The organism is Chitinophaga fulva, from assembly GCF_012927205.1.
In the GTDB taxonomy this organism is placed as follows: Bacteria; Bacteroidota; Bacteroidia; order Chitinophagales; family Chitinophagaceae; genus Chitinophaga; species Chitinophaga fulva.
Genome location: NZ_JABBGC010000002.1, coordinates 40,743 through 56,371 on the forward strand (window position 1 = coordinate 40,743; position 15,629 = coordinate 56,371).

Here is a 15,629-nt window from a genome sequence, read left to right on the forward strand (position 1 = left end):
ATGAAAAATTCACTTATATCTTCCACGCTATCGGATTTATTAATAAGGCGCAAAGAAGAAAAGGAAAAAGGCATCACATTTATCGGGGCGGGGAATAAGGAAGATTTCATTTCCTATTATCAGTTGTATACCGCTGCTTTATCCTGGCTTGGCTATTTGCAGGATAATGGTATGCAACCTGGTGATGAGCTTGTGTTGCAGGCAGAAGATAGTAGAACATTCCTTCAGCTTTTCTGGGCCTGTATCTTAGGGGGTATTCTTCCTGTCCCTGTTTCGGTAACGCATTACAGCGAAAATGCACAGAAATTATTTAAGATAAAGACATTTTTGAATCGCCCTTATCTGTTTACAAGCCGTGCGCACTATGAGAAATTATGTGCGCACGACTATACAGATGAAACTGGCCAAGTATTGCGTTTTGATCGGGTGTTGTTTGTGGAAGACAGCCATGAAATGGCTTCTGTTGGGAAATTACATCCTGTAACGCCGGATACCATTGCGTTTATCCAGTTTTCATCGGGTTCTACAGGGAATCCGAAAGGCGTGGTGCTGACGCATAGTAACCTGTTAAGTAATATTCAGGCGGCTTTGTCGGCGCATGGATGTACGGAGAATGATCGCTATTTAAGCTGGATGCCGCTTACGCATGATATGGGGCTGATCGGGTTTCACCTGTATCCGCTGGGGTTGGGTTTGCAACATTATCTTATACCTACGGACCTGTTTATCAGAAACCCATTGTTGTGGATGCAAAAAGTATCAGAGCATCGGGCTACGATCATTTGCTCTCCCAATTTCGGTTATAAATATTACCTGAACCAGTTTACGCCGGATAAAGCAAATGGGCTCGACCTTTCCTCTGTACGGATCATTTTAAATGGTGCAGAACCTGTGTCGGCAGCCTTATGCCGGCATTTTATGACTACACTGGAAGCATTCGGTTTACGTTCACAGTCCATGCGGCCAGGATATGGCCTGGCAGAAGCTACCCTGGCGGTGACATTCCCGCATATACGTACTACCATTGAAAGTGTTTATGTGCGCCGGAGTACCTTAACGATAGGGCAATATGTAATCGCAAAAGACTTCGCCGAACAGGAACGCAACGGTGATCTTATAGAGGTGGTAAACCTGGGAGCGACTATAGGCGGGGTGGCTGTCAGGATAACCGATGAGCAGGATGTGGACCTGCCCGAAGGGCATTTAGGGATTATCCGGATCAGCGGAGACGCTGTTACCCGGCAATATTACAACAATAGAGCAGCCACCAGCGCGGTGATCAATAATGATGGCTGGTTGAACACAGGTGACACCGGGTTTTTATGGAAAGGTTGTTTGTTCGTAATAGGAAGAGTGAAGGATATCATTTTTGTAAATGGGGGAAATGTATATCCACATGATATAGAGCAGACACTCGAACAACTGGAAGGAATAGAAACAGGAAAAGTGGTTGCCTGTGGGGTACCTGATGAGGATACAGGATCAGAAGCTGTCGTCGTTTTTGTTGTATATAAATCGTCGGCCCGGAAATTTTTGCCTGTTGCCACTGCCGTGAAAAAATTTGTTGCCGCTAATTTAGGTCTGCAGATAAAGCATGTACTACCGGTACGGAAAATTCATAAAACGACCAGTGGAAAAGTAAAGCGGTATTTATTTTCTGAAGAATATCAGCGTGGTATATACGATGAGATAATAAGAGAATTAGAACAGGAAGGCAACATAGCCGCTGCTGAAGCAATACCGGTGACTGCTGCTGCTTCAGTAGAGGATGCTTATTATGGAGAGGTCCGTGAATGGTTACAGCAATGGTTGCGGCAACACCTGCATCTGACCGGATCGGACCTGGCCACCGAAAAACCTTTTGCAGCGCACGGCATGACTTCTATGCAGGCAGTGAAGCTGGCTGCTGACCTGGAGACCTTTTTACAGGTAACGGTAGACAATACCATTGTTTATAATTTTCCGACAGTAAATAGCCTGGCGAAACAGCTGGCGGGGCTTCTCCGTGAAAAAAGGCGAGAAAAGGAAACTGCGGGCAGCAAGGAGCAGCAGGAGGGGGACCAGATCGCTGTAATAGGGATGGGTTGCCGCTTTCCGGGAGACATCAATACCGCTTCCGCATTCTGGAAGTTCCTGTGTGAGCAGGGAAATGGTATTTCCGCTATTCCCGCAGATCGCTGGAATACAGCGGCATATTTTGATGCTCATGAGGATGCGCAAGGTAAAATGTATACACGTGAAGGTGGTTTTTTAAAGCAGGTAGATCAGTTTGATCCTTTGTTTTTTGGCATCTCTCCAAAAGAAGCAGCTGCGATGGACCCACAGCAACGATTATTGCTGGAAGTATGCTGGGAGGCGCTGGAACATGCGGGGATCAGGGCATCGGAACTGAGAGGTAGCAATAGCGGTGTATTTGTGGGCATGGCTACCGATGATTATCAGCATCTCATTCTTGACCGGATGGATGTGGCATATTTTGAAGATACCTTCAGGGGGCTTGGTGTAGAGAGAAGTATTGCAGCAGGCAGGATTGCCTATGCGCTTGATTTTCATGGTCCGGTGATGCAGTTGGATACAGCCTGCTCTTCTTCCTTGTTAAGTGTGCATCAGGCATGCATGAGCCTATTGCACGGGGAATGCTCCCTGGCATTGGCCGGAGGTGTAAACCTCATGCTGACGCCGGATACTACCATTAGATTATGCAGGATGAAGGCGCTTTCACCAACAGGCGCCTGCAAAACTTTTGACGATAGCGCAGATGGTTATGTGAGAGGAGAAGGCGCTGGTGTAGTCGTATTAAAGCGGTTAAGTGATGCAGTGGCGGATGGCGATAATATTCTGGCTGTTATTAAGGGCTCAGCAGTGAATCATGATGGCTTAAGCAATGGGCTGACGGCACCCAATGGAGTGGCACAGCAGCAATTGATGGAACAGGCATTACGGAATGCCGGCGTCCCTGCAGATACGGTACAATATGTAGAAACACATGGTACGGGCACACGCCTGGGCGATCCGATAGAAATACAGGCATTACAGGCGGTATACGGTCGTTCCCGTTCCGCAGCGCAGCCTTTGATTGCAGGAGCATTAAAAACCAATATAGGGCATTTGGAAGCGGCTGCTGGTATAGCAGGGCTCATAAAAACAGTACTATGCCTGCAGCATCAGCAGATTCCGGCAAGTCTTCACTTTCATGTTCCTAACAGATTCATTCCCTGGAAGGATATAGCGGTGAAAGTAGCAGACCGCCTGCTGCCCTGGGAGATGGCCACAGGAAAAAGGAGAGCTGCTGTCAGTGCTTTTGGCCTGAGTGGCACCAATGTACATGTGATACTGGAAGAGGGAGAGAAAGCTGATACAACAAGGCAGGCGCCTTTATTGCCATCTTATCCTCTGTTGCTGTCTGCAAAAACGCCTGCTGCATTGCAGGCGCTGGCAGGGCATTATATCACATTACTGGAGCAGTCACCCGGATCATTAGGTTCATTTGCCTATAGCAGCGCTGTTGCCAGGGATGTTTTTCCATATCGTTTAGCCTTTGCAGGTAGTACGACCGCTGATGCCCGGAATTACCTGGAGGCTTATATCCATGGAACCGCGCACAGGGAGCTTTTGCAGGGAGATGCAACAATTCCGGCAGGGAAGCTGGTTTGGTTGTTTACCGGGCAGGGAGCGCAGTATTGGAATATGGGGAAAGAGCTCTATGAACACAATAGGGTATTTAAAAAAGTAATAGATCATTGTGATGCGTTCCTGAAAACGAGGTGGAGTATCTCCCTGGTATCCCTGCTTTACGACATGGGCCGGGAGGAGGGAGAGGCGTTGCTGCGGCAAACGTTATATATACAGCCGGCATTATTTGCGGTGGAATGTGCATTGGCAGAAGTTTGGAAGTCATTGGGGGTATATCCGGCTATTGTTACCGGCCATAGTATGGGGGAATATGCGGCAGCCTGTGTTGCCGGGGTATTTAGCCTGGATGACGGCCTGCGATTAGTGACAGAGCGGGCCCGCCTGATGCATTCCATCGAAGAAAAAGGTAGTATGGCATTGGTGTTTGCAGCGGAGGGAGTCGTCGCGGAAATGATCCGTCCGTATGGAAGGGATATATCTATAGCGGCTATTAATGGCCCTGCGTTAACAGTGGTGTCCGGGAAAGCGGAAGTTGTGTCAGTCATATTGGACGCCATGAAGCAGACAGGTATCAATGCCAGGCTGCTTCCGGTTTCGCAGGCGTTTCATTCTTCCCTGATGGAACCGATGATAGCTGCGTTCCGGGAAGTAGCAGCCAGCATCCGTTATCACCTGCCGGTGATTCCGTTGATTTCCAATTTAACCGGAGAAGTAGTGACCGATGAAATTGCACAGGCATCTTATTGGTGTAAACATATCCTTTCTCCTGTGCTTTTCTCAAAAAGCGTTGAAACCATAAAGGTATTGGGAGGAGAGGTGCTGCTGGAGCTGGGCCCTCAGCCCAACCTGCTTACGCTGCTACAATTAACATTACCCTATGAAGAGGACAATTTGCTGGCAAGCATGCAGCAGGGGCAATCTTCCTGGGACACTTTTTTACACAGTTTATTGGCTTTATACATCAAAGGATGGCCTGTTAAGTGGGATCAGTTTTATGCCGGTCCGGGTTATCAGCGGGTGCAGTTGCCTTTTTATCCATTCCAGCGACAGCGTTATTGGCTGGACGGTGTTGAAAAGAAGCAGACAGCAGCAGTACCAACACATTCAAATAGTATGAATGGACATAAATCAGCAAATATGAAAGCGAATAGTTATAACGATATACTGGCATACTTGTCCGGCATTTTGGGGGATTTCCTGAAGTTGTCTCCGGACGATATTAATATACGTACCCGTTTTCTGGAGCTCGGAGCTGATTCAGCAATACTGGTCAGTATGATGCGAAGGGTGGAGAAGCGTTATGGATTGAAGCTGTCGGTGAGGCAGTTATTTGAAGAAATATCAACACTGGAGCTGATGGCCGGCCATATTGCAGCGGAGGTACCGGTTATAGCAACGGAGCCCTTTACAGAACCCGACGTTCAGGAAGTGGCCGCTCCGTCAACCGCAGTCACGGCACCTACCAGGAGTAATGGCGTAATATCATCTGCGATATCTCCCGATGATCATTTGCTGATGCAGCGTCATCTGGATATTATCGAGCACCAGATGCAATTGTTGTCTCAGAAAACAACAACTGTGCAGGGCGTGAGCGGAGGCAAGCAGGCAGCATACAGCATACAGGAACAGGCAACAGTAAATCAGCCGGTAAATAATAACGGACATGATCATTCACCAGCGTTAATGAATGGTAACGGTAAGGTACATCCGCCGAAAAAGCATGCCTCCATTTTCCCTAAGATAGAAAAGCAAAACGGACAGGCTGCTTTCTCAAAACAACAACAGGACTACCTGGACGCTTTTATACGCCGGTACAATCAAAAAACCAAGACCTCCAAAACGCTTACCCAGCATTACCGGCCGGTATTGGCAGATAACCGTGTAGCCATGGGGTTCCGCTTTTCTACCAAAGAAATGCATTATCCGTTGCAGGTGGAATCCTCTTTCGGATCAAAAATAACCGACGCAGATGGGAATGAATATATTGACCTGGCCATGGGGTTTGGTGTTAACCTGTTAGGGCATCGTCCTGCAGTTGTAACGGCAGCGGTAGAACGGCAATTGCATAAAGGTTTGCAGTTAGGGCCGCAATCACCTATAACGGGCGAAGTGGCTACGCTCATTGCGGCACTTACCAATATGGAAAGGGTGAGTTTTCATAATTCCGGCACAGAAGCCGTGATGACTGCTGTCAGGGCTGCACGGGCTGTTACAGGGAAGAATAAGATCGCTATTTTCAAAGGCGCCTATCACGGGCATTTTGATGGGACCCTGGCCGTTCTGGAAGATATGGAGGCCGGTCATAATGGTGTGCCGTTAACGCTGGGTATTTTAGACAACATGATAGCGGACGTATTGATGTTTGATTATACCAATCCGCAGGTAGTAAAACAGATACAGGCCTATGCGCATGAGTTGGCGGCAGTAGTGGTGGAGCCTGTACAGAGCAGAAATCCCGGTTATCAGCCCAGGGCATTGTTACAGGAACTGCGGGCAATGACGGAGGCAGAAAATATTGTACTGATATTTGATGAGATGATCACGGGCTTCCGGGTTCACCCGGGAGGCGCGCAGGCTTATTTTGGAATATCAGCGGATATGGCCACCTATGGAAAAATAGCCGGGGGCGGCTTGCCAATAGGAATAGTATCCGGTAAACGCCGGTTCATGGATGTACTTGATGGGGGTGTATGGCAATATGGCGATGAGTCTTATCCACAGGCAGATACTACCTATTTTGCCGGTACTTTTTGCAAGCATCCGTTAAGTATGGCCGCGGCTTTGGCTTTGTTGACCGAATTAAAACAGTGTGGACCTGCGCTGCAGGAAGAGTTGAACGCACGTACTGCCCGTTTGGTGAATGATATAGCTGCTTTCTTTCGGCAGAATGAGGTGCCTATGCAGGTACATCATTTCGGTTCGCTGTTTCATTTTTCCAGCCATGTTAATATGGACCTCTTCTTTTATCATCTGCTGGAGAAAGGTGTATATATATGGGAAGGCAGGACCTGTTTTTTATCTACTGCACATACTGAGGAAGATATAGATTTTATAGCCGCAGCTATTAAAGAAAGTATCCGGGATTTGCAGGGAGCGGGATTTTTAGCTGCGCCTGTTGGTAATGCGTTGCCGGCACAAACATTACTTCCATCGGCAAAGGAGCAGGTTAATACGGTATTGCCGCCCATTGTGGCTATGTCATCAAGACCTTCCCATATCCCATTATCGTATAGCCAGGAACGTTTGTGGTTCATTGATCAGCTGGGAGGAAGTGTCCCTTATCACATACCGGCAATTTTAAGGTTAAAAGGGAAGCTTAATAAGGAAGCGCTGATATATGCATTGCAGCATATAGTAAATCGCCATGAAGTACTGCGCACGGTTATCCGGCAGCAGGAGGACGAAGGAGGGGATACTTATCAGCATGTACTGGACAAAAACAAATGGGAGCTGGTAACGATTGCTGGTGAAGCATATCGTACAGACCCGGCAGCAATGGAGGAATTGATCATTTCTTTGGTCCATGCCCCTTTCGACCTGTCGAAGGACCATATGCTACGCGCACAGCTGATTCGTTTGTCAGCCGGGGAAAACGAGCATATCCTGGTTGTCACCATACATCATATAGCATTTGACGGAACGTCTGCTTATATCTTATTCGATGAATTGCAGGCTTTGTATGATACTTACCTGGAAGGCCATTCATCTCCTTTGGTCCCAATGGAGGTACAGTATGCGGATTATGCCATATGGCAACGAAAATATTTATCCGATGCGGTATTCGCTGACGCGCTGCGTTATTGGAAAGAAAATCTGGAAGGAACAGCAACGTTGAATCTGCCAACAGATTATATACGTCCGGCCGTTCAGGGCGCGCGTGGCGCCAAGCGGAAAATATGGCTGGATGAGGAGCTGACACAGCAATTAGAGGCACTTTCCCGGCAGCATGGCGCCACACTTTTCATGACATTACTGTCAGTTTTTAAGGTATTGCTATATCGCTATTCCGGGCAGGAAGATATTTGTGTAGGAAGCCTGGTATCCGGGAGGATGCGCGAAGAAACAGAAGCACTGGTAGGGTATTTTATCAATACGATTGCCTTGCGCAGCAACCTGGCCAATGACCCGGTTTTCATTTCGCTTTTGCAACAGGTGAAAAATACCACGCTGGATGCTTATCGGCATCAGGAAATACCATTTGAAAAGATACTGGAAACGGTAGTGAAAGAAAGAGCCCTGAGCAGGACTCCCTTATTTCAGGTAATGTTTGTATTTCAGAACACTCCTGAAACACCGGATATCAGCCTGAAAAACCTGGCCATATCGCAGGAGGAGATTAAACATACCACCACTGCTTTTGACCTGACCTTTTCAATTGATAAAGGTACGGACGGGTTGAACGGGTTTATAGAATATGCGGCAGACCTGTTCAGTGAAGCAACCATCAACCGTATGGCGGACCACTTTGAACAACTGTTGCGATCTGTGGTGCAAACACCGGCTGCCCGTATAGGTACATTGTCCATGTTAAGTGCGGCAGAAGAGCGTGAATTACTGATAACGTTCAATGATACCAACGCAGACTGGCCGCAGCATAAAACAATGCCGGGCCTGTTTGCAGAGCAGGCATTGTTAACACCGGGGGCAATAGCCGTAAGTGACGGGCATCACCAATTATCTTATAAGGAACTGGATGACCGGTCCGGTCAATTAGCCAATTACCTGAAAAGCAAAGGAGTGGGTAGGGATATGCTGGTACCTGTTTGTATGGACAGGTCGCCGGACATGCTGATGGCCATATTAGGTATCATGAAGGCCGGTGGGGCGTATGTGCCTATTGATCCGGAGTATCCGGCAGCGCGGATGACCTACATACTGAAAGATTGTAACGCACAAATTGTTATCAGCAGTACTGTTTGCCGGCACAAAATCCCTGCTGATGCAGCGGTTGATCTTATTGTGACAGACAGTATCCGGGATATCATTGCACAGCAGCCCACTGAAGCACCTGTTGCGAAGCCCGCACCAGGGGACCTGTGTTATGTGATCTATACGTCCGGCTCAACGGGAACTCCAAAAGGAGTGATGATAGAACATCGTGGCATGCTGAATCACCTGTTTGCCAAAATAAATGACCTGAAAATAGATCAACATTCGATCATCGCTCAAACAGCCTCTTTTACCTTCGATATTTCAGTATGGCAAATGTTTGCTGCATTGTTATGCGGAGGTCAGACGATTATTTACCGGGATGAGCTGATCTATCATCCTGCTGCACTTATTAAAGCTGTTGATGATCACCAGGTAACAATTTTAGAACTGGTACCATCTTACCTGTTATCGTTACTGCAGGAAGAAATGGAAGTGACTTTACAGCATTTGAAATTTTTATTACTTACCGGGGAAGTGGTCAGTAAGAACTTATTAACCCAGTGGTTTGGTCATAAATACTATGGCGCCATACCGGTGGTGAACGCCTATGGTCCAACAGAGGCCTCGGACGATATCTGTCATCACCTGATGTATCATTTACCGGAAGGCAATAGTGTTCCTTTAGGGAAACCTGTACAAAATCTTGCTATTTATATATTAGATCGTGGAGGAAGATTATGTCCTCCGGGAGTGCCGGGTGAGATATGTGTGTCAGGCGTTGGGGTCGGTCGTGGTTATCTGAATCTTCCGGCATTAACAGCAGAAAAATTTATCAATGACCCGTTCCGCACAGGCGAACAGGTTCGCATGTACCGCACCGGTGACCTGGGAAAGTGGTTGCAGGATGGTACTATCGGGTACCTGGGCAGAATGGATGAACAGGTAAAGATCCGTGGTTACCGGATAGAGTTGGGTGAGATAGAAAATGTACTGCAGCAATGTGTTTCCGTAAGAGCGTCGGTGGTAGTGGCCGGAGCAGATGATCAGGGTAATAAACGGCTGATTGGCTATGTGGTGCCTGATGGTGTTTTTGACAGGGATAACGTATATGCTTATCTGAAAAGTAAACTACCCGAATACATGGTGCCGGCGGTATTCGTGGAGCTGGAACAGTTACCTTTAACGGCTAACGGCAAGGTAGATAAGAAAGCCCTGCCCGAACCATCGGGAGAGGCATTGTTAACGAATGAGTTTGTAGCGCCGCGGAATGAAATGGAGCAGATCCTGGCCGGGATATGGCAGGAGTTATTGGGGGTACAACAGATAGGGGTATACGATAACTTTTTTGAACGGGGTGGACACTCTTTGTTGTCGATGCGCCTAAAAGTAGCATTACGCAAAAAACTGGGTGTGGAGTTGTCCGTAAAGGATTTATTCCAGTATGTGACCATCGCAGACCTGACGGCTTATATACAGCAGCAGGGACAAACAGACACCTTGTCACCGTCTATTGAAGTGCATGCGCGTCCTTCGCGTATCCCGCTTTCATTTAACCAGGAGAATTTATGGTTTATAGATCAGTTACGGGGTAGCACGCAATTTCATATGCCGGAGGTGATCCGGTTGAAGGGGCCCCTTAACCGGAAAGCGCTGGAAGACGCTTTCCGGCAAATAGTGAACCGGCATGAAGTGGTCCGCACAGTGATCCGCCAGGCCGCAGGAGAAGCCGCTTACCAGTTTGTCCTGGACAAAGATCAATGGCAGCTCAATGTGACAGATGATCCGGTATACCAATACGACCAGGCTGCCTTGCAATCCTATATACAGGAGCTGATCCTTTTACCGTTTGATCTGTCTGCAGATCATATGCTGCGCGCACACTTGATTCCCCTGCAGGAGCAGGAACATTTACTGATAGTAACCATGCATCATATTGCAGTAGATGCCTGGTCATCCGGTATTATCGTCGGGGAACTGGTAGCATTATACGGGGCCTATGCAGCAGGCCGCGCTCCGCAAATGAACCCTCTCCCTGTACAATACGCTGATTATGCCATATGGCAACGTGCGCATCTGTCGGGAGAAAAGTTAGATCAACAACTGGTTTACTGGAAAGATAAATTGCAGGGAGTGGTGCCATTGAATATGCCATCGGACTATGTGCGGCCAATTATTCAAAGTACCAAGGGAGCCCGGATAGAAGGATTTATCATTGACCGTACACTGACGGCACAATTGCTGCAACTGAGCCAGCAGCAAGGAGTGACGCTTTTTATGACGTTATTGTCTGCTTTCAATGTGTTATTATATCGTTACAGCGGGCAGGAAGATATTTGTATAGGTACACCTATAGATGGCAGAATGCAGCAGGAATTGGAAGGGTTGATCGGCTTTTTTATCAATACACTGGCCTTGCGCAGTGATCTTGGTAATAAGCCTTCATTTGCGCAACTGTTGCAGCAGGTAAAACAAACAACACTCGAAGCATATGATCACCAGGAAGTACCTTTTGATAAGATAGTCGATCAGGTATTGACAAACAGGGACCTAAGCCGTCATCCTTTGTGCGATGTCGTTTTCTCTGTGCAGAACGCAGCAGATGTATCTGCTTATCGCTTAGGTGAGGTGCAACTGATAAGAGAAGCATTTGAACATACCACCGCTACGGTTGATATCAATTTTTCTGTAGTGGAACGCCCCGATGGATCTCTGGTGGCTAATATTGAATATTGCTCAGATTTATTCAGCAAAGAAAGGATGGAGCGCATGCTGGGTCATTTTGAACAGTTATTGCGTGCCGTTATCGCTACTCCGGATGCAGAGATCGCATCGTTGAACATACTTACTGCTGCAGAGGAACAACAGTTGTTGATCACCTTTAATAATACCGTAACGGCTGATACACTTCCGGCGCATCAGACAGTAGCTGATATATGGGAAACGCAGGTGTTAAAAACACCGGACGCAGTGGCCGTTGTATTTGAAGACGAGTTTTACACCTACCGGAAACTGGATGAGCGTGCCAATCAACTGGCGCATTACTTAAAGCGTAAAGGGGTAAAGGAAGAAACGCTGGTGCCTATCTGTCTGGAGAGAAGTGCGGATATGATCATGGGTATATTGGGGATCATGAAAGCCGGCGGTGCATTTGTTCCGATAGACCCGGCCTATCCAGATGACCGGAAGACCTATATGGTAGAGAATACAGCTGCTTATGTAATGGTCAGTAACAGTATACACAGCTACGGACTGCCATTAAAAGAACAGGATATTATTGTTGAACTTGACAATGACCTGGAAAGCATTCAGCAGGAACCTGTGACTGCTCCACAGCGCTCACTTCATCCAGTCCACCTGGCTTATGTAATATATACCTCCGGCTCAACCGGTAAGCCTAAAGGCGTCATGATAGAGCATGCAGGTTTGGTAAATGTATGCCTGGACCACATTAAGGAGTTCTCTATGACAGCGGCCGACCGCTATCTGCAATTTATGTCGCCGGCTTTTGATGGCGCCATACTGGATATATTCAGCACATTGTTGAGTGGGGCATCTTTAATATTACCAGGTAAAACCGTATTGAAAGATAGCGAGAGCTTTATAGCGTTTGTTGCAAAACATCAGGTAACCCTGTTTACGATCACACCTTCTTTCCTTTCTATTCTTAATAAGGCAGATTTGCCAGGTGTACGGACCATTGTTTCTGCCGGAGAAGCAGCCATAGCAGAAGATGCGCTTTATTATGCGGGCTTTAAGGATTTCTACAATGGATACGGGCCATCAGAAATAACGGTTAATGCCACTTTATTTAAAGTAAACAATGCCACGGCGTATAACAGGAATATTCCCATTGGAAAATCAAGGTCTAATAAACGGGTATTTATATTAAACAGTGAAATGCAGCTATGTCCGATAGGTGTGGCAGGAGAGATATGCATTGGAGGTGTTGGTTTATCACGCGGATATCTGAACCGCCCCGATCTGACAGTAGAAAAATTTGTGGCCGACCCGTTCAGTAAAACAGCAGGAGCCAGGTTGTATAAGTCAGGCGACCTTGGCAAATGGTTGCCGGACGGAAATATTGAATACCTGGGACGTGTGGATGATCAGGTAAAGATCCGTGGTTATCGTATAGAACTGGGTGAGATAGAGAGCGTGCTGCAGGAATGCGACCTGGTTAGTCAGGCAGTGGTGCTTGCAGGCGCCGATCATGCTGGCAATGACGGGGAGCATGAACAACACAGGCCCCGGAAGCTGGTGGGGTATGTAGTACCCAGGGGTACTTTTGACAGGGAAGGTATCCTCGCTTATCTCAAAAACAGGTTGCCGGAATACATGGTGCCGGCTACATTGATTGCCTTGCAGGAATTTCCGCGCACCGCAAATGGTAAGGTCGATAAAAAAGCTTTGCCTGATATGGATGCGGTGGAAACGGTAGCAGAAGAGAGTGCCTATACCGGTTATCGTAATGAGATAGAGCAGGCTATGACAGAAATATGGGAGGATTTGCTGGGAATAGAACGGATAGGTATACACGATAATTTCTTTACACTGGGAGGAGATTCTATCATCACTATTCAGGTAGTAAGCCGTGCGAGGCAATTGGGGTACGAAGTACAGGTTGGAGACCTGTTTGAGTATCAAACGATCGCACAACTGTCTGCTCACCTGTTGGTGCCGGAGCAGGAAACTGTATCCGGAGAACAGACCCTGATAAGTAACAGCGGCCTTTTACCCATTCAGCAATGGTATCTGAACACAGGTAATCCTTTGGAGGTACATTATAACCAGAGTATTTTATTATCAATAGAGAAAAGCGTAGTGCCGTCCACGGTATCCTCTGCAATAACCACCCTGATTCGTTACCATGATGCACTCCGATTTGTGTATAACAGGGGAGAGGATGGATGGGAGCAGGTATACGGCAGTTATGAAGGGGAGCTGGAAACAGTAGACCTGCAGGCAGTGCCGGCTGAAAAACTGGAAGAGGCCATCACGCAATATGGAAATCAGTATCAGCAAAGCCTGGATATCAGCAAAGGTCTGCTGATACGTGCTGTGCTGTTGTTAACGCCGCAGGAAACGTCACATAACCGATTGTTATTAGTGATTCATCATTTGGCTGTAGATGGGGTGTCCTGGCGTATTTTACTGGAAGACCTGTCGTTATTATTACAAAATAATACGTTGGATAACGACGAAGTATTGGGAAGAAAGAGCGATGCATACAGCACGTTTTATGACGCATTGGTGAATTACAGTCAGCGCCGCCGCTTATCTGATCAACTGAGTTACTGGGAGCGGGTAGTGCAGGCATATGTACCATTACAGACAGATCATCAGTATGATGACGTTGTAACGGTATCGGACACAGGTAAGCATACAGTGAAGTTAGGCGCGCTGCAAACACACCGCTTGTTACAGGAAGCCCCTCATGCCTATCACACGGAAATAAACGACGTTTTACTTAGTGCGCTGGCAATTTCCTTGTCAGCGTGGAACGGGCATTCAACAGTATCCATCGGCCTGGAAGGCCACGGGCGTGAAGATGCTATCCTTGGAACGAACACCCATCATACCATAGGCTGGTTCACGAATACCTATCCTGTTGTGCTGGAAGTTCCTGCAACAAAGGCTGCAGGCGCTTTATTAAAAGACATAAAAGAGCAGTTACGCCAGGTGCCGGATAAGGGAATAGGCTACGGGATACTGAAATATATCAGCAAAATAGATGCTTTACAGGGTAAGGAGCCGTGGGACATTGTGTTTAATTATCTTGGCCAGTTGGACAATATTGCAAACGGAAAAGGATACCTGGAGCTGGCACCTGAATCGCCGGGAGCAACAGTGGGAGACAGGCATCCGTTAGCACAGAAAATATCTGTCAATAGTATTGTGCAGCGTGGAGAGCTGGTATTGGAATGGGAATACAGTGTTAAACATTATGAATCTGCTACGATAGAAAAGCTGGCCGCTGCTTATTTAACACAACTGGAATTGTTGATCACGCATTGTGTATCACGGAAAATGTTACCGTCCGTATTCACGCCTTCGGATTATGCATTGGGTGCAGTAACAGATAATGCAACATTAGATGCTTTTTTAGATGCTGATTACAGGGGAATGCAGCGCCGTAGCCAGGTAGCGGGTCTTTGCCGGTTGAGTAGTTTACAGGAGGGATTATTGTTTCACGGGCTGTATGACAAACGTGCAGGTGGATATACCAATCAGTTCTCCTGTGAAATAAAAGGTCTGGAAGAAGGTATATTCCTGCAGAGCTGGGATTACCTGCTGCAGCGTCATAGTATTTTACGCAGCGGGTTTTATTACGACGAATTTTCGGTTCCGGTGCAATGTGTATACCATGAGGTAGCACTGCCGGCAGCGGTGCTGGATTATCGTGGTAGGAGTGAAGCTGCGCAGGAAGAGGCATGCAGGGAATATGCCATTGCTGATCGTAATAAAGGATTTGATTTCAGCGAGCCACCTCTGATGCGCATCAGTCTCGTACGACTGGAAGATAACCGCTATTGGTTGCTGTGGACCTTCCATCATATTTTGCTGGATGGGTGGTCGTTACCAGTATTGCTGGAAGAGTTGCTGCATATTTATGAAGGCCTGTTAACAGGAAAGGTAATATCAGCAGGTGCCACGGACCATTACAACGATTATATCCGTTATGTGGACCGTCGTGATAAAGAGAAGGACGAGCAATACTGGCGCAATTATATGACAGGTATCGAGGCGGGTTGCCTGTTGCCGTTCATAGATACAACGGAAGAACGCACCAAAGGGATTGGCGCTTATAAAGAAGTGGAGCTGCGGCTGGATGCCGCTACCACCGAAAGGCTGGTGCAATATGCGCAACGTAACCAGGTGACACAGAATACATTGATGCAGGGCGTATGGTCGTATTTGTTATATCGCTATACAGGCGGTAACGATATCACTTTTGGGGTGATGGTATCAGGCCGCCCGGATAGTTTGCCGGATATAGAACAACGGGTGGGCTTGTATATAAATGTATTGCCATTGCATGTGACATTGGATGAATCACACAATATATCTGAATGGTTGCAGGAGCTGCAGTCAGTGCAATTGCAAAGCCTGGAGTATCAGTATAC

1 protein-coding gene (only partly in view) is annotated in these 15,629 nt (G+C 47.3%); it reads left to right on the forward strand.

The genetic code is table 11. From position 1 onward, the window contains the following. Positions 1-15,629, forward strand: the 5' portion of a protein-coding gene (locus HHL17_RS17065) for a non-ribosomal peptide synthase/polyketide synthase (protein WP_169226049.1). The gene runs 14,002 nt beyond the window's last position; 15,629 of the gene's 29,631 nt are visible here — the first part of the coding sequence; its start codon is at positions 1-3; the stop codon falls past the right edge of the window.